This is a genomic window from Aquibacillus sediminis, assembly GCF_005870085.1.
In the GTDB taxonomy this organism is placed as follows: domain Bacteria; phylum Bacillota; class Bacilli; order Bacillales; family Amphibacillaceae; genus Aquibacillus_E; species Aquibacillus_E sediminis.
In genome coordinates this window covers 195,302-212,680 of sequence record NZ_SZNM01000002.1, presented here as the reverse complement: position 1 = coordinate 212,680, position 17,379 = coordinate 195,302, and the positions used below count along the sequence as shown (strand labels likewise).

13 protein-coding genes, 1 other RNA gene and 2 other annotated features are annotated in these 17,379 nt (G+C 37.8%); of the genes, 3 read left to right on the top strand and 11 right to left on the bottom strand.

From position 1 onward, the window contains the following. Positions 1 to 132: 132 nt before the first annotated feature. Positions 133 to 334, bottom strand: a binding site (T-box leader). A 48-nt stretch (positions 335 to 382) separates the two neighbouring features. The 7 genes from FCI53_RS02800 to cymR form a co-directional block, all read right to left on the bottom strand. After that, a complete protein-coding gene (locus FCI53_RS02800; protein ID WP_138415623.1) occupies positions 383 to 1,453 on the bottom strand; it encodes an AI-2E family transporter in 1,071 nt (356 codons plus the stop codon). Between the two features lie 108 nt (positions 1,454 to 1,561). Beyond that, positions 1,562 to 1,765 carry a DUF2797 domain-containing protein gene (locus FCI53_RS02795; protein ID WP_138415621.1) on the bottom strand — a complete coding sequence of 68 codons (204 nt, stop codon included), beginning with the start codon at positions 1,763 to 1,765 and terminating at the stop codon, positions 1,562 to 1,564. A gap of 318 nt (positions 1,766 to 2,083) precedes the next feature. After that, positions 2,084 to 4,459 (bottom strand): SF1B family DNA helicase RecD2, encoded by a 2,376-nt coding sequence (gene recD2 / locus FCI53_RS02790; protein ID WP_138415620.1) that lies wholly within the window; start codon positions 4,457 to 4,459, stop codon positions 2,084 to 2,086. Positions 4,460 to 4,481: 22 nt separating this feature from the next. Beyond that, entirely contained in the window at positions 4,482 to 5,156 is a 675-nt protein-coding gene (locus FCI53_RS02785; protein ID WP_138415618.1) for a tetratricopeptide repeat protein, read from the bottom strand. A 266-nt stretch (positions 5,157 to 5,422) separates the two neighbouring features. Then, complete coding sequence (mnmA, locus tag FCI53_RS02780) at positions 5,423 to 6,535, bottom strand: tRNA 2-thiouridine(34) synthase MnmA (protein ID WP_138415616.1); 1,113 nt, start codon at positions 6,533 to 6,535, stop codon at positions 5,423 to 5,425. A gap of 54 nt (positions 6,536 to 6,589) precedes the next feature. Continuing rightward, positions 6,590 to 7,735, bottom strand: coding sequence for a cysteine desulfurase family protein (locus FCI53_RS02775; protein ID WP_138415614.1), 1,146 nt, complete (start codon positions 7,733 to 7,735; stop codon positions 6,590 to 6,592). A 48-nt stretch (positions 7,736 to 7,783) separates the two neighbouring features. Continuing rightward, positions 7,784 to 8,203, bottom strand: coding sequence for a cysteine metabolism transcriptional regulator CymR (gene cymR, locus FCI53_RS02770; RefSeq protein WP_138415612.1), 420 nt, complete (start codon positions 8,201 to 8,203; stop codon positions 7,784 to 7,786). A 1,065-nt stretch (positions 8,204 to 9,268) separates the two neighbouring features. Between cymR and FCI53_RS02765 the strand changes: the two genes are divergently transcribed. Both FCI53_RS02765 and FCI53_RS02760 read left to right on the top strand, forming a co-directional pair. Continuing rightward, positions 9,269 to 10,543, top strand: coding sequence for a replication-associated recombination protein A (locus FCI53_RS02765; protein WP_138415611.1), 1,275 nt, complete (start codon positions 9,269 to 9,271; stop codon positions 10,541 to 10,543). Positions 10,544 to 10,664: 121 nt separating this feature from the next. Continuing rightward, the gene (locus FCI53_RS02760; RefSeq protein WP_138415609.1) at positions 10,665 to 11,390 is read left to right on the top strand and encodes an RsfA family transcriptional regulator; all 726 of its coding nucleotides are present in this window, start codon (positions 10,665 to 10,667) and stop codon (positions 11,388 to 11,390) included. A 765-nt stretch (positions 11,391 to 12,155) separates the two neighbouring features. Here the strand turns inward: FCI53_RS02760 and ssrS are convergent. From ssrS to FCI53_RS21295, 4 genes are all read right to left on the bottom strand, one after another. Then, positions 12,156 to 12,357: non-coding RNA, 6S RNA (gene ssrS / locus FCI53_RS02755), on the bottom strand. Positions 12,358 to 12,446: 89 nt separating this feature from the next. Beyond that, the gene (gene aspS, locus FCI53_RS02750) at positions 12,447 to 14,216 is read right to left on the bottom strand and encodes an aspartate--tRNA ligase (protein ID WP_138415607.1); all 1,770 of its coding nucleotides are present in this window, start codon (positions 14,214 to 14,216) and stop codon (positions 12,447 to 12,449) included. A gap of 1 nt (position 14,217) precedes the next feature. Continuing rightward, positions 14,218 to 15,492: a histidine--tRNA ligase gene (gene hisS, locus FCI53_RS02745; RefSeq protein WP_138415605.1), complete on the bottom strand. Its 1,275-nt coding sequence runs from the start codon at positions 15,490 to 15,492 to the stop codon at positions 14,218 to 14,220. Between the two features lie 116 nt (positions 15,493 to 15,608). Further along, positions 15,609 to 15,821 (bottom strand) — a binding site (T-box leader). 73 nt (positions 15,822 to 15,894) lie between these two features. Next, positions 15,895 to 16,068, bottom strand: a complete 174-nt coding sequence (locus FCI53_RS21295) for a hypothetical protein (RefSeq protein ID WP_171038035.1) — start codon at positions 16,066 to 16,068, stop codon at positions 15,895 to 15,897. 141 nt (positions 16,069 to 16,209) lie between these two features. On the opposite strand from FCI53_RS21295, the gene FCI53_RS02740 reads away from it, so the two are divergent. Beyond that, positions 16,210 to 17,289: an N-acetylmuramoyl-L-alanine amidase family protein gene (locus tag FCI53_RS02740; RefSeq protein WP_171038034.1), complete on the top strand. Its 1,080-nt coding sequence runs from the start codon at positions 16,210 to 16,212 to the stop codon at positions 17,287 to 17,289. The last annotated feature ends 90 nt before the right edge of the window (positions 17,290 to 17,379 follow it).

Genomic DNA, 17,379 nt, shown 5'->3' with positions numbered 1-17,379 from the left:
TGTTAACGTCCGTTTACTCCCACTTAAACACTGCCGTTTCATTTCATGTTTTGAAGTGGGAGTCTTACGGACGGTTGCACCGGGATAAACTGTTATGAAATCTACCAAAAAAACTCTCGTCCCTGCTATAAAAGCAGGGACGAGAGTTAATCGCGGTACCACCCTGATTATGGATTGTTTCCATCATCTTTATATGCCTATAACGGGGCACAACCGGCGACTTTACCGCACTCCAAACTAGCTTCCATAACCCTTCATTTAGAACTTCTTTCAGCCTAGGAAGTTCCTCTCTTTAAATGGTCTGTTATGTACTCATGTTCTTCATCGTATTGCGTTTAAACGTTAATTCTATGCGATATTATAGATAACTTTTGTTAAAAAGTCAATGTTCCTCACCTGTTTTAAATGACTTGGCATGCATGATAATCACTTTTATGATCGATAACAATGGGACCGCAACAATCATCCCAACGACTCCACCTATTTCACTACCTACCAATAAAGCAAAAATAATTAAAATCGGGTGGATGTTGATACTTTTCCCAACAATGAACGGAGATAATAAATTCCCTTCGACAATTTGTACAACAAACACTGCAATGATCACATACACAACCATTTTCATGGATACGGTAAAAGCAATAATAACAGCGGGAATTGCCCCAAGAATCGGTCCAAAATATGGAATGATGTTGGTAATTCCCATTGTAAGTGCTAGCACTAATGGGTATTTCATATCAATAAACCAAAGCAAACCATAAGACGTTAAGGCAACAAAGAAACAAACAAGTAATTGCCCACGAATATAATGTCCTAAACTATCATCTATTTCTTTGGCAAGTTCTTTTCCATCATCTTGGTATTTCTTCGGTGTTAATTTCCAAATCGCACGTTTAATCAGGTTAAAATCTTTCAACATATAAAAAACAAGTACTGGAATCACCGCAATGATAATGATAACATCCATGATTTTTGTTAATTGTTTTACACTGTTCGTTAATATAGTGCCTATTTTTTCTTCCATTTCAATAAAAAATTCATCCATGCGATCATGAACGGTTTCAGGCAAAAATGAAGTGCTTTCATATACGCCATAAATCGTTTTTCGGTACATGTCGATAAATTGAGGCAAATTATCGTTTAAATCTCTTAACTGATGAATCACTAAAGGATATAACTTATAGCCCCCATAACCGACTCCACCAAAAAACAATAGGTAAATACCGATAATGGCCAGCCACCTTGGAAATTTATGTTCATGTAACTTCTCTACAACAGGATGCAATAAGTAAGCTATTAAGCCCGCGATAATGAATGGTGTGAGTATTTTCATTACAACGGAAAAAAAAGAACGATAAAACGGGAATAAAATCGTTAATAGATAAAGAAATAGAAACGTTAATATGCCAACTATTATCCAATATAATATCCTCATTGATTTTTGTTTAAACATAAGTTGTACTCCCCCTAAGAAGAAAAACCTTGCCAACCTCTCTGCTGACAAGGAATCACCATCTTAAAAATATAGAATTATGATATAAAAAGCGCTTGCTTCCTTTATTCAACTCCCAAATTGCTCCCATTGCGGTGTTCGTTCATCCTCTGAAAATAAATCATTTAGTGAACTTAATGATCCATCCAATTCAACTTGATGGACGTTTAGTACGCCATTGAATAAAGAAAGTTCAATAAAACAGTTCCAACAATAAAATTGTTGATTCCCTATTTTCCCAATATTCTTTCCCTTACAATTAGGGCAATGCATAGATAAAGCAACTCCTTACCGTTTCGTAATTTTACTAAAAGGATGCCCTAACCAAGCTAGAATTATACATATCTAGGAAACTTGTTTTTTTGAAAATGCTTTTGTCAGAAAACTATACCATTCGTCTTAACAGGAAGGGGAAGAATAGCGGAATGAGAATCCACTTCTACCGCTAAAATGGGGTGATTTTGCTAAATAACGAAATGTGGAACCGTCTCAATTCACAGCAAAGGTTACATCAGAAATCCTATTAACAATAACGATTTTAAAGCATCAAATCTTACTAAAAAAACAGTTTTCGATAATCGAAAACTGTTTTTAAAGAAAGTCATAAGGGGATAACTCTTCCCCTTCCTCTTCACTTTCAATTTCTTCCTCTTCTAAAGAGTTTAACTGTTCTTCTTCCTCACCATTGGTAGTTGGTGAACCGATTGTTGCTGTGAACATCTCAGATACTTTTTGATCTAAGTTGGTGTATCTTTGATTGGTATCTTCTTCTCTTACGCCATTTAAAAACGCCTGTTTATTACCACATAAAATTAACGATTTTTTACATCTTGTAATCGCAGTATATATTAGATTTTTTCGTAACATTCTCCGATATCCTGGTACTACAGGCAAAATGACAATTGGAAACTCACTACCTTGCGATTTATGAATAGAAGTACAGTAGGCATGCATTAAATTATTTAAATCTTTTTTTTCAAAAGCAATTTCTTTTTCATCAAACAACACGACGATTTGCTGTTTCTGCTCACCGGCTTCATCTTCTTCATAAATAGCTACAATCTCACCAATGTCTCCATTAAACACACCATCTTCCGGCTGATTAACTAACTGAATCACTTTATCACCAGTACGATAAATCGTGTCACGAAAACGGATTTCACGCTTTGTTTTTGTTTTTGGGTTTACTAATCGTTGAATTTCTTCATTAATACGGTGGATTCCCGCTGTTGACTTATACATTGGTGCCAACACTTGTAAGTCACGTAAATCAATCCCTCTTGAATGTGCACGTTCTACAATTTGTTTGATTACATCTACTACTTGACCTTCTTGGCAGGCAATAAAATTAAAATCATGTTCTTTTTCTAGTGAATGATTGCCACATTCGTTATTTTTTATTTCATGTGCTAGTTGAATAATTTTTGATCCTTCTTTTTGACGATAGACCTCTTCTAACTTTACCGAAGGAATTTCACCACTTGCCATCAAATCTGCTAGTACTTGACCAGGTCCAACAGATGGTAGTTGATCCTCATCGCCAACAATTAAAACTTGCATATCATTCGGGATAGCTTTGAATAGTTGATTCGCTAGCCATATATCTACCATTGAAAACTCATCAATTACTAATAATTTGCCTGATAACTGGTTCTCACTGTCTTTTTCAAATGATTCATGCCCGTTCCACCCTAATAATCGATGAATCGTTACCGCTGGAAGACCTGTCGATTCGTTCATTCGTTTAGCAGCCCGACCAGTTGGTGCTGTCAACACAAACGGGAACACTTGATCGTCATCATAGTCACCGGGGTCTAATGATTGATCATGGATTTGGGCATAGGCTTTAATAATTCCTTTAATAACTGTTGTTTTCCCAGTACCAGGACCACCAGTTAAAATCATCACTTTCGAACGGAGCGCCCGTTCAATCGCTTCATATTGTTCTTTTCCATAACTTAACGTCTCTTCTTCTTCAATCAATCCGACAATTTTCAACAATTCTGCCGCAGGTATTTCTTCGTCCATATCATGCGCGAAAATCCGCTGCAACTGTGTACAAAAGCCGCTCTCCGCATAGTATAAAGAAGGTAAGTAGATGTTAGAATCTTCTACAATTACCTTTTTTTCTGTGTTAAGTTGGAGTATTTCTTGGGAAATATTATCGAAACTTATCCCCATTTTCTGACCTTGTAGCAACTGTTCAGCTAGTGGAAGATGTTTTTCTAATGGAAGGAATACGTGACCATCTTGAATACTTTGCTGGAGAACATAGACACAAGCTGCTTGAATTCGACTTGAATGATTCATCGGTAAGTTATTTTGCTTGGCAACTTCGTCAGCCCGCTGAAAGCCGAAGCCTTCAATATCAAAAACATATTGATACGGATCTCTCTCTAATACATCAAGTGCCTCATCTTTATAGAATTGATAAATTTTTTGTGCCATTTTCAAACCAAATCCATATTTAGATAGTCCAACAACTGCATGTTCAAACCCTTGATGTTCTTTTAAATCCTTGTGTAGTTGTTCAGCTTTTTCACGTGATAATCCTCGCACTTCTGTTAAAACATCGGCATCTTGTAATATTTTAGATATAGCATTTAAACCTAGTTGTTCGATAATTTTCTTTGCAGTTTTCTTGCCAATTCCATAAAAAAGATCACTAGATAAATAAGCAACCAACCCTTCCTCATCGGTTGGAATATAACGATGATACTGATGGACTTGGTATTGTTGACCAAATTTCTTATGGTTTTCAAACTGCCCTTTAAACACATAGGTTTCACCAGGTTCTAATCTAGAAAAGTAACCTTTTACGACAATTTCTTTACCTTTTAATTGTTCATTTGTTTCGGAGATGTTAATTTTGGCAATACAAAAATGCTCATCCTCGTTCATAAAAATCGTTTGAATGAGCTCTCCTTTGATATAACCATCATGACGAACTGTGTTATTATCTTCCATCTCCATAATTCTCCTTTAATCCCTATGCATCAGGATTGTCTTGCTTATTTAATTCTTCAATCATCTTTTTCCCATTTGCAGCAAGTAAATGGTCGGATTGGATCGATAAGGCTTGATTAAAGTGTTTTAAGGCAAGATCGATTTTATCTTGAAAAATATATGTCACCCCAATATTGTAGTGGGCATCTGCATGTTGATCGTTCATTTCTAGTACTTTATTAAAAATTCCTTGCGCCTGTTCAATCTGTTCGGTCTGAGCCAATGATAAGCCATATTGAAACACAATGGCTTCATCTTCTCCATTCAATTCGTAAGCCCGCTGTAAATAAGGTAATGCTAATTTTTGTAAGTCTTGATTTTGCAAGCTTAAACCTAGCATGAAATAGACATCTGCCTGATTTAATCCAAGGTCAATAGCTCGTTGGAAATGCTCTTGTGCTTTCGGATAGTTTTCTTGTTCAAAATAAACATTGCCAAGACCATAGAAAGCAGTTGCGACACTTTCATCTAATTCAATCGCTTTATTAAAAAAACGTTCTGCCCTTGTTAGATCATTCATATGTAATAGTAGATTACCAAAGTTAATATACCCAACTGGTTCGTCAGGATTTTCTTCAATTGCCTCATTAAAAAGCTTTGCTGCTTCTTCTAATTTTTGCTCCTGCATCAAATGCATTGCTTGTTTCATTTTATCCATTTGTACACCTCATTGCCGAATTAAAATTTTTTCTAATATAAGTATAAAACGAAACTTCAAGTAGTAAGGGTGTTCTTTCAACCCTACTAATTCATTGTTATTACTGCAAGTAGAGACTCACAGGACCTTCCCACTCAGCCTCTAGGGTATTACCTCATCTATTGAATACATTGTGAATAAAATGGAAGGACAGACCTACAAAAGATTTGTTTGTAAGGCTGTCCTCTTCTTGTTATTCCTTACATTCACAATTAACTTGGAAGGATTTATCCAACATAATCCAACGGTTTTTCGTCTTTTATAATTTCATCAATCGTGCCGCCACCAAGACAGACCTCATTATGATAAAAGACAACGGCTTGACCGGGTGTGATCGCTCGTTCATTTTCATCAAATACGACGTGCACTTTATTGTTCTCTATCGGATAAACTGTTACTTTACTATCATTTTGACGATACCTAAACTTCGCCGTACACTCTAACGGTTCTGTTAAAGGTTGACCATCAATCCAATTTAGGTCGGTAGCAATTAATCCGTCAGAATATAGTGCATCATGTTCAAAACCTTGCTCGACATAAAGAATGTTATCTTTTAAATTTTTTCCAACAACAAACCACGGATCACCAGGTCCACCGATCCCTAATCCTTGACGTTGACCAATTGTATAATACATCAAGCCCTCATGTTTTCCTTTTTCCACACCATCTAATGTGGCCATTTTTCCAGGTTGTGCAGGTAGGTACTCACTTAAGAACTCTTTGAAATTACGCTCACCGATAAAACAAATTCCTGTACTGTCTTTTTTATGTGCTGTTGCAAGATTATTTTCTGCAGCAATTCGACGTACTTCTTTTTTCGGTAATTCCCCTAATGGAAACATGACCCTTGATAAAACAGATTGTGAAAGTTGATTCAAGAAATAGGTTTGATCCTTGTTATCGTCTACTCCACGCAACATTTTATAGCGGTCACCGACCTTACGAACCTGTGCATAGTGTCCTGTAGCTAAATAATCTGCTCCAAGCGATAACGCATGGTCTAGAAAAGCTTTGAATTTGATCTCTTTATTACACATTACATCAGGATTTGGTGTTCGGCCTGCTTTATACTCATCAAGGAAATAAGTGAATACTTTATCCCAATATTGTTTTTCAAAGTTAACGGCGTAGTAAGGAATATCTAGTTGGTTACAAACGCGAACGACATCATCAAAATCCTCTGTTGCCGTACAAACACCATTTTCATCGGTATCGTCCCAATTTTTCATGAATATCCCAACAACATCATACCCCTGTTCTTTTAACAATAAGGCCGTGACAGAGGAATCTACGCCACCACTCATACCCACTACAACTCTTGTATCTTTTTTGTCTTTCATGTTGTTCACCCACCTTTTTCAGATAGAATACAAATTAATAATTATCTAGTAATACTACAATGTTGTCAATCGTTTTACAATTATAGCAACTCGCCTTGCAGCTTCGATCACATTTTCGTTTGTATTGGCCATACCAAAACTAAAACGAATCGAATTTACACATCTGGCATCTTCTGATCCGTACATTGCTGCTAATACATGGGAAGGCTCAACGGAACCGGCTGTACATGCACTACCACTTGATGCAGCAACACCAGACAGATCAAAATTCGTTAGTAATGATTCTACATTTGCACCAGGGAAACTAAGATTAATGATTGTTGATACTGCATTATCCCGTTCACCATTAACCGAAAATTTTACTTGCTCATCTGTTAATATCTGTAAAAAAGTTTGTTTATACGTTTCATAGGTTTGCACCATTGTTTCTCTATTTTCCATCATTAATTCCACAGCACGTTGAAATCCAACAATACTTGCTACGTTTTCCGTCCCTGGGCGTCGTTTTCGTTCTTGCTCGCCTCCATGCTGCCTAGCTTCCATCATCACTGACTCCTTACTGTAGAGAAAACCAACACCTTTGGGACCATTAATTTTATGGGAAGATACGGTTAGTAAATCAACCCCTAAATCCTTCACATCAATTGGTAAAGTGCCATATGCTTGTACAGCATCCGTGTGAAAATAGGATTGATGTTCTTTTAGTAGCTCAGCTATCTGTTTAACCGGTTGAATCACACCTGTTTCATTATTGACCATCATAACCGAAACGAGTATGGTTTCTTCTGTTAAGGCCTGTTCTAACGATTCAACAGAAATCGCACCTGTTTCAGAAACTGGAAGATACGTTACATTGAACCCACGTTTTTCTAAATAATTTGCCGCATGAAGAATCGCATGATGTTCGATTTCGGTTGTAATGATATGCTTCCCTTTATGCTGATTGGCTAAAGCAGTGCCAATTAATGCTAAATTATCTGCTTCTGTGCCGCCGCTTGTAAAAACTATTTCTTTTTCGTTCGCATGAATACTAGCCGCCATCGTTTCTCTCGCCCTATCTAGTAGTCTACGTGCTTGGCGACCAAAGTGATGCACACTAGAAGGATTGCCAAACGTATTCTCCAGAACTGGTACCATCGCGTGAATGACTTCCGGATTTACAGGGGCGGTTGCTGCATGATCTAAGTAAATTGAATCCATTTTTATCCTTCCTTCATTTCTAGTTTACCTTTTTGGGGTAGTCAAATTTTAAATATAGAACATGTAAGGTTCTTGGATATCATCATCACCAAAATGAGTTAAGTCATTTAATGTGGTTGTGTCTAATACATTCTTGACCGCATCCCGTATTCTTATCCATAACGCTTGTTTGACAGGTTCTTCATCTTCAATCCCCTCCACAGGCGTTATTGGCCCTTCCAATATACGGATGATATCTCCTGCTGTAATATTTGTCGGAGGCTTTGCTAACATATAGCCCCCATAGGCACCACGGACACTTTTCACTAGGGATGCATTTCGTAATGGAGCAACTAATTGTTCTAAATAATGCTCTGATAAATCATTGTGTTTTGCAATTGTCTTTAAAGAAATAGGACCTTCTCCATAGCTTTTAGCTAAGTCAATCATAATGGTCAAACCATACCGTCCCTTGGTTGAAATCTTCAACCTTAACACCTCTCTTTATGATAAAATCAACTTATTTAATTGAAACTTCGAATGTTTTATCCAATTCAACTTTATAATATATTTTTGTAAAATATTATCTGTTTCAATATGAATTCTCGTTTTTCTACCTTGTTTACCACACGCTATTATAGCATGTTAGCATGTTTCTTGCATTTTTGACACGTTAAACGTACGCTTAAATCAAGTTCAATTATAGTATACAAATTCTTTCAATTTTCTATTAGATTGTTGTTACCTGCATACAAGCTGTATTATACGACATAACCTTCGTAATTGTGCTCTCTACTATTCTGATTGAAATAAGTGATATACCATCGCTGCGGCAGAATACTACGCTTTCCATGGGCACAGCCTCGGGCCAACAGGATGTTGTCCGATCTTAGGCTACGTTCCTTTACCAAGTGGATCTTCATCTCGCGCTTTCCCCATAGGACAAGGAAGGCTACGGTAGCGATACATCGCACGAAGAAAATTGGTTTTTATTTTCGAGGAGCCTCCGTATTCTGCCTTCGCTGGTAACACAATTCTGATTAATAGTGAGTGTTAGCTGTTAAAATCAACACTTTGCGGCGTTCTCCGTCATGAACAAAAAGCTTATAAGGTGTTCTGGAACACTTTAGCAATGTGTATTAAGCTTAAAATCATTTTTTATAATAAATGACAATTTGCTTACTTGGACATAGTAAGCAAATTGCACAAAATACAATGCACTCAAGTAGCGAAGGCAATACACGGAGACTCCTACGGGAGGAAAGGCCTAGGTGAGACCCCGCAGCGAGGGACGAGCGAGGACAAGGAAGGCTTCGGCAGCATTACATCGCACGCAGAAAATTGGTTTGTATTTTCAAGGAGGCTCATCAGCCGCCTTAGGATGCGCGTAGTGTATTGCCGCAGCGCCGTTCAGCACTCACTTTACTAAGAATGGAAGGCAGTCATGGGCAATTATGTCGTATAATACAGCTTATGTGCACTTGACAACAACAAACTTACAATAAGTGACGTCTAGTTTTTATTAAATCTAATTGACTAAAGGAGCATATATTGATGAGTCAAAAACCACTCGCATTTCGCATGCGACCGAGCGATATTGACGATATTATTGGACAAGATCATTTAGTAGGCCAAGGTAAAATGGTGAGAAGAATGGTTGATGCCAATCGACTAGCCTCGATGATTTTATTCGGACCGCCTGGCACTGGAAAAACATCAATGGCAATGGCGTTAGCCAAAAGTTTACAACTACCTTATAAAATACTAAATGCCGTTGTCGACAAGAAAAAAGATATGGAAATTGTTGTGGAAGAAGCAAAAATGTCTGGGCAACTTGTCCTCATTCTTGACGAAGTACATCGTCTTGATAAAGCAAAACAAGATTTCTTACTACCTCATGTAGAGAGTAATTTAATTACGTTAATTGGATGTACCACCAGCAATCCATATCACTCTATCAACCCAGCAATACGTAGTCGTTGCCATCTTTTTGAACTATATAAATTGGATGAGACAGCCATCAAACAAGCTATCGCACGTGCGCTAACCGATACGGAGCATGGACTAGGAAATCTATCTCTTGCTTTAACGGAAGATGCATTGGATCATTTTGCAAATGCTGCAAATGGAGACCTACGTGCAGCCTTAAATGGATTAGAATTAGCAGCATTCTCAACACCTGCCAATCAAACTGAGACGATTGAAATTGATTTAGACATTGCTGAACAATGTATGCAAAAGAAAAGTTTTTCACATGATAAGAATGGCGATGCTCATTATGATGTCCTTTCTGCTTTTCAAAAATCAATTCGTGGTAGTGATGTAAATGCAGCACTACATTATTTGGGAAGATTAATAGAAGCAGGTGATTTAGATAGTATTGCCAGACGGATGGTTGTTTGTGCATACGAGGATATTGGAATCGCCAATCCTCAAGCAGGTCCACGAGCATTAGCTGCAGTCGAAGCGGCAGAACGAGTCGGATTTCCTGAAGCAAGAATACCACTATCTGTTGCGATTGTAGAACTATGTTTATCCCCCAAATCGAATACAGCATATAAAGCATTGGACCATGCCCTCAGTGATATTCGCTCTGGAAATACAGGAGACATTCCTCCACATCTCAAAGATGCACACTATCAAGGAGCTAGTAAACTTGGTCGCGGAATAGATTATAAATATCCACACAATTATGACAGTGGATGGGTCAAACAGCAATACTTACCAGATGTGATTAAACATAAAAGATATTATGAACCAAAGGCATCTAGTAAGTTTGAAAAATCTCTCAAACAAATTTATGAAAAATTATCAAATCATGACAGTTAATTTCATTATTTAAGTATATTTCCTTTTCGATTCGTTAAAACTAGTAACAAAATTTAACAAACTAGTTCTATGAATTTATATCCATATAGTGATAGCGAAATGAAAAGGAGTGGAATATAGAATGGTAAAAGTAAGACAAGATGCTTGGTCTCACGAAGATGATTTACTTTTAGCAGAAACAGTACTACGTCATATTCGAGAAGGTAGTACACAATTGAATGCATTTGAAGAAGTTGGAGATAAACTAAATCGAACCTCTGCCGCTTGCGGGTTTCGTTGGAATGCTGAAGTTCGACAACGCTATGAACAAGCCGTTGCCATCGCAAAAAGGCAACGTAAAGAAAAGAAACGAGCGCAAGCAAGAGAACAAAAAGCTGAAAAACAAAGAATCCCTCAACCTAGTCCTGTGTCATTTGCTTCCTCTATGAAAGAAGAGCTGAATGAAAATCAGGTAGAGGACAATGATACCCAACAAGTTGATAAGCAATCAGGACAGGACACACCGGCAATGAAGCAACAACAAGTACAAGCTGGTTCTATTAATTTAGATTATGTGATTGATTATTTATCAACACTAAAACAAGAACACGAGCTGTCGAACCAATCTAAAAATACATTGGAAATGGTTCAATCTGAAAACGAACAATTAAAAGAAGAAAATCAATCTCTACAAAAGAAAATAACGAAACTACAAGAACAATTAAATACGATTCAAGAAGATTATCAAGTGTTAATTCAAATTATGGATCGAGCAAGAAAAATGGTAGTCTTTGATGATGAGGATAGTGTATCAACACCAGCCTTCCGAATGGAGAAAAACGGAAACCTAGAGCAAGTTGCTAAATAAATACACATAACTAAAAAAACACGAGTTCAGCGCGAATTCGTGTTTTTTCATGTTAACATATACTCTATGTAACAGTAATGCGTATAAGCTATTTTTTATGCATTAACTATCTAAATTGCCTCCTTCTCCTCCCTTAATAATTATGAGTGCTAAAAAGACGCTACGGAAATACACTACGCTTTCCTGTGGGGGGCTGGTGAGCCTCCTCGCGCTGTCGCACTGCGGGGTCTCACCGATGCCAAATTAAGGATCACAGGCTAAAACCGTCCTTGTCGGACAACGCCTGCATAACCCTTGCCGGGCCTCGGGAGTCTCCGTGTATTTCCTCCGCTTTTTACAGTACTCTGAAGTTTTGTAGTGCATTGCTTAATAATTGCCATATTGTTATGCAAACCTGTAGTAAATTTGTAGTTTTTGGGTTTTTATAGTAAACATCTATCACTAATCAGAGAACTATAACAGCGAAGGCAGAATACGGAGACTCCTATGGGAAAAGCGCGAGCCGAAGACCCACTTGGTAAAGTGGGGTTCTTTACCAAGTTAGCTGAGGCCGCGCCCATGGAAAGCGGAGTATTCTGTCGTAGCGATCTCATACCACTTTTTTCCATTAGTGCCAACGTAACTAATGCATATAAAATAGCTTATATGTACATGTTGGAGTTCTTTGTTATTTTATTATTTGCTTATGCAAAGCCACAGGTTTCAGGAATCTATTAAACCTCAATAAAAAACCTTAGGTGCATCACCTAAGGTTTTTGTAAGTACGCCAATCCCAATCGTGCCGTCCCTTCTACTTTGAGTTTTGATCCCGCTCTTCGCAGGTGGGTGTCCTGTTCCATATTTTATGCGTCCTCTTCATTCAATGAATGAATATACGAGGCATGCACGCCACATGAAAACCTCAGACTCCCAATATTATTGATGTTCGGTCAAAACGTCAATAATGAGACGAACACATTAGGATTGGCTGTTCATTTGATTATATAGAAAGGATAGCATATATAGAGAACGTTTTCAAGTAGTGAACGTCCAACAATTGCATTCCATTTTATTCCATTATTCCGATTCGTTTTTTGTTATTAGTTGCAACTCATCCAATTGGCTGTCACTTACGCCTCCTGGGGCTTCTGTAAGCAAATCAGATGCGGATGCTGTTTTCGGAAATAGAATCGTGTCTCTAAGGTTAGATCTTCCTGCAAGCAACATAATAAATCGGTCAAAGCCTAATGCAATTCCTCCATGAGGGGGGGTACCATATTCTAAAGCTTCCAGTAAGAAACCAAACTGTGAGTCTGCTTCTTCTTTTGTGAAGCCTAAGACTTCAAACATTTGATCCTGCAGTTCTTTTTGATAAATACGTAGAGAACCACCGCCAAGTTCAAAGCCATTTAAGACAAGGTCATATGCTTGTGCTTTCACATCTTGCGGGCTTGTCTTTAGTTTATCGATATCATCTGTAAATGGCATTGTAAATGGATGGTGTGCCGCTTGGTATCTACCTTCATCTTCGTCGTACTCGAACAACGGCCAATCTGTCACCCACAAGAAATTAAACTTCGACTCATCAATTAAGTTTAACTCTTTTCCAAGTTTAATTCTTAATGCACCAAGACTGTCATACACAACACTTGTTTTATCGGCTACAAATAATAATAAGTCACCATCATGAACGTCTAACTGACTCTTCAGACCATCTACCTCTGCCTCAGTAAAGAATTTAGAAATAGGTCCTTTTAGGTCATCCCCTTCTGCTTTTAACCATGCTAATCCTTTGGCACCATAGATTTTGACAAACTCTGTTAGTTGATCAATATCTTTACGTGAGAAGTTAGCAGCTTGTCCTTTGACATTAAGTGCACTTACAGCCCCACCTGATGCAACCGCATCACTAAACACTTTAAAACCAGAATCTTTTACTAATTCAGATACGTTGTTTAGTTCCATCGCAAACCTTGTATCAGGTTTATCGGAACCAAAGCGTTCCATCGCCTCAGCATATTCCATACGCGGGAAAGGTGTTTCGATTTCTAATCCTTTTACTTCCGCCATGACTTTTTTCATCATTCGTTCTGTCATTGCCATGATTTCATCTGCTGACATAAACGATGTTTCAATATCAATTTGGGTGAATTCGGGTTGACGATCTGCTCGCAGGTCTTCATCCCTAAAACAACGGGCAAACTGGTAATACTTTTCAAACCCACTTACCATTAACAACTGTTTAAACAATTGTGGCGACTGTGGTAATGCATAAAAGTGACCAGGGTGGACGCGACTTGGAACCAGATAGTCTCTCGCCCCTTCTGGCGTACTCTTCGTTAGCATTGGGGTTTCCATATCATAAAAGCCTTCATCATTTAAGAAATTACGAATCACCTGTGTAGTTTGATGACGCATTTTAAATGTCTGTTGCATTGGGTCACGACGTAAATCTAAATAACGATATTTTAAACGCAAGTCCTCTGCAACATCGGAATTATCCTCAATTTGAAACGGTGGGTTCTTTGCTTCATTTAAAATAACTACTTGTTGGCCAACCACTTCAATTTCACCGGTACCCATCTTTGGATTAACTGTCGATGGATCACGTTCAACAACTTCACCAGTGACCTCAAGCACATATTCACTTCGGACAGCATCCGCTTTGTTTAATGCTTCTTCAGACATCTCTGGATTAAAAACAATTTGAACTAAGCCTGAACGATCTCTAAGATCAATAAAAATTAATCCGCCTAGGTCACGTCGTTTTTGAACCCAACCAGCCAATTTTACTTGTTGACCAACGTGTTCCTTTCTCAATGTACCTGATAATGTTCTTTTCTCCATGTTAGTTTCCTCCCTGCAATTCATTCTGTATATGTGACACAAGTTGGTCAATGGCAACTTCTGTTTGTTCGCCAGTTTCCATTTTTTTCACGTTAACAATACCTTGGTCTAATTCCTCATCACCAAGGACAATCACATATTTTGCTTGTAAGCGATCAGCTGCTTTAAACTGCGCTTTGAATTTCTTTCCTTGATAATCTTTATCTACTTGAATACCCGCTTGTCTTAATTGAAACATCAGGCTGACAGCTTCTTGACTGGCTCTTTCGCCTAAACTGGCAAAATAACAGTCTAACGAGTCATCAATAGGTAGCTCAATTCCTTCTGCTTCAAGCGCCATTAATAAACGCTCTACACTTAATGCAAAGCCTATACCAGGTGTTTCAGGACCGTCTAATTCCTCGACAAGGCCATTATACCTGCCACCACCTGAAAGGGTTGTAATAGCTCCAAATCCATCTGCATCACTCATAATTTCAAATGCTGTATGGTTATAATAATCTAATCCTCGAACTAAATTTGCATCAACAACATAGTCAATCCCCATGTGATCTAAGTGCTGTTTGACTTGTTCAAAGTATTGCTTCGATTCGTCATTTAAATAATCTAAAATCGATGGTGCAGTTTCCATTGCTGGATGATTTCGATCTTTTTTACAATCCAACACGCGTAAAGGATTTTGTTGCAGGCGTGTTTGACAATCACTACATAACTCTTCTTTATGTGGTTCAAAATGGTTAATCAATGCATTTCGGTGATTCGTTCGGCTTTCCATATCGCCTAAACTATTGATGACAAGTTTTAATGATTTCAAACCGAGTTCTTGATAACAACTCATCGCTAGTGCTAATACTTCCGCATCAATAGCTGGATCCGCACTTCCTAATGCTTCCACACCGAACTGTACAAATTGCCTCATTCTTCCTTGTTGTGGTCGTTCATAGCGAAACATCGGTCCAAAGTAAAATAACTTTGTTGGTTGATTTGGCGAACCAAATAGTTTATTTTGCACAAATGCGCGAACAACCGAAGCTGTTCCTTCCGGTCTTAGTGTCAGACTTCGATCCCCTCGATCTGTAAAGGTGTACATCTCTTTTTGGACAATATCTGTACTATCTCCTACCCCTCTTTGAAACAATTCTGTATGTTCAAAGATAGGAGTGCGAATTTCTTTATAATGATATTTCCGACTTAGTTCGACTAATTTTTCTTCTACATACTGCCATTTTTCTGTTGTACCTGGCAATAAGTCTTGCGTCCCTCTAGGTGCTTTCATGTAGTATCCCTCCATATTCAACGAATCATTGCGATTATGTATCAAATTTTATCTATCAAGTCTAGTAGTAGCACACTTCTAAAGATACAAAAAAATAAACTCTCGTCCCTTATAAATAAAGGGACGAGAGTTTACCCGCGTTGCCACCCTAGTTGAAGTTATTACACTTCCTCTTTCACAGTTAACGCCTGCAAGACGTCTGTACTTTGGTTTGATACAGAACCTTAGGAATGTCTTTCGTCAAGTCATCAGGTAAGCATACTTCCAGCCACGGTATCCTTTCTCTGTTCCTGTGGATTCTTGACTACTTTTTCCGTCATCAGTAGTGAATCTATTTTGTTATACTAAATTACATATTTATGTTTTAATTGTTTATAATCATAATGTTTGATGCGCAAGTTGTCAAGAACGATTCATTTTTTCTTTTATTTTTTTTATATCATTTTTTGTAACACCAAGTTCTTCTGCTATTTCCAAACTATTGCTTTTCCCTTCTAGATCCATCGCTCTGTGTACATGTACACCAGTTGTATCCGAGATCATTTGGGCATTTGCTTGCTTTTGGTGAAACCTCACTAGTACAACTCCTTTATCCTTTGACTTTTTAACGTTGATTTTATTACTATAAAGAAGATCACAATCTAATTTAATTATCTTTTTTTAAGTATGGAACAAATTGTGCAATACTATGTAACAAATACAGGAGGAAATATGAGTTTGTTAAGAAAATATAGAAAAGCAGTCTTAATATGTTTAATGATAATTAGCTTCAGTATGGTCATTTCTACTGTGGTTTATGCGAAGGAAGTCTTCATCAATGTTAATAATCTAAATGTACGTTCAGGTCCAGGACTTGATTATGATGTAATTGGGCAAGTTCATGAAGATGAATCCTATCAAGCCTTATCCGAGCAGGGGGACTGGACTGAGATACAACTGGAAAATGGTCCAGGGTGGGTGACAAACGAATACACTACCTTTGACGAGACGCAAGAAGACACCTCTTCCAAAGACCAAGAGGCACTTGAACAGACGGATACCCAAACCATTACCGTTCTTTATGATGACACAAATATACGTAGTGGTCCTTCAACCAGCTATGATATTGTTGGTTCAACAAACCGTGGGGAAATATTTGACGTGATTCAACTGAAGGATGATTGGTATGAAATTCAATCAGAGGACCAACAAGCATTTATAGCTAAATGGTTAGTAGATCCTGGAAGTCATCAATTTACTCAAATCGAGAATAACAGTTTAACCAATAAGAAAATTATTATTGATGCTGGGCATGGAGGTGTCGATGCAGGAGCGATAGGAAGTAGTGGAAATTACGAAAAACACTATACTACGGTAACTGCAGAGAAACTTGCCTCTTATCTTGACATGCTTGGTGCAGAAGTCATCCAAACACGTCCTACAGATTATTACATGTCTTTGAGTGGACGAGCCAGTGTTGCTAATGCTGCAGTAGCTGATGCATTTATTAGTCTTCATTACAATAGCACACCAGAAATACCTACTGCGTCTGGCGTGAATACCTATTACTATGCGGAACACGACCAACAGTTAGCCCGAAACATACAAGCTGAGTTAATTAAAACAACTAGCGCAAGAGATAGAGGGACACATCAAGAAAATTATCAAGTATTAAGAGAAAACCGTCGACCCGCTGTGTTAATTGAGCTAGGATTCATATCTAATGAAACAGAGGAAAATCATATTCAATCGACTGTCTACCAACAGAAACTTGCCAAAGGGATTATTAGTGGATTAAACAAATATTTTCGTGAATAAGCATTGTTCTAATAACTCGATACAGTAATGAGTCTAACGTTATTAATGACATAAAAAAAGGCAGCCCATGCGTTATGGACTGCTTTTTTT

Excerpts from the sequence above, each read along its gene's own strand:
- FCI53_RS02800 (WP_138415623.1), bottom strand. The coding sequence starts at position 1,453 with ATGTTTAAACAAAAATCAATGAGGATATTATATTGGATAATAGTTGGC.
- FCI53_RS02795 (WP_138415621.1), bottom strand. The coding sequence starts at position 1,765 with ATGCATTGCCCTAATTGTAAGGGAAAGAATATTGGGAAAATAGGGAAT.
- recD2 (WP_138415620.1), bottom strand. The coding sequence starts at position 4,459 with ATGGAAGATAATAACACAGTTCGTCATGATGGTTATATCAAAGGAGAG.
- FCI53_RS02785 (WP_138415618.1), bottom strand. The coding sequence starts at position 5,156 with ATGGATAAAATGAAACAAGCAATGCATTTGATGCAGGAGCAAAAATTA.
- mnmA (WP_138415616.1), bottom strand. The coding sequence starts at position 6,535 with ATGAAAGACAAAAAAGATACAAGAGTTGTAGTGGGTATGAGTGGTGGC.
- FCI53_RS02775 (WP_138415614.1), bottom strand. The coding sequence starts at position 7,735 with ATGGATTCAATTTACTTAGATCATGCAGCAACCGCCCCTGTAAATCCG.
- FCI53_RS02765 (WP_138415611.1), top strand. The coding sequence starts at position 9,269 with ATGAGTCAAAAACCACTCGCATTTCGCATGCGACCGAGCGATATTGAC.
- FCI53_RS02760 (WP_138415609.1), top strand. The coding sequence starts at position 10,665 with ATGGTAAAAGTAAGACAAGATGCTTGGTCTCACGAAGATGATTTACTT.
- aspS (WP_138415607.1), bottom strand. The coding sequence starts at position 14,216 with ATGGAGAAAAGAACATTATCAGGTACATTGAGAAAGGAACACGTTGGT.
- hisS (WP_138415605.1), bottom strand. The coding sequence starts at position 15,492 with ATGAAAGCACCTAGAGGGACGCAAGACTTATTGCCAGGTACAACAGAA.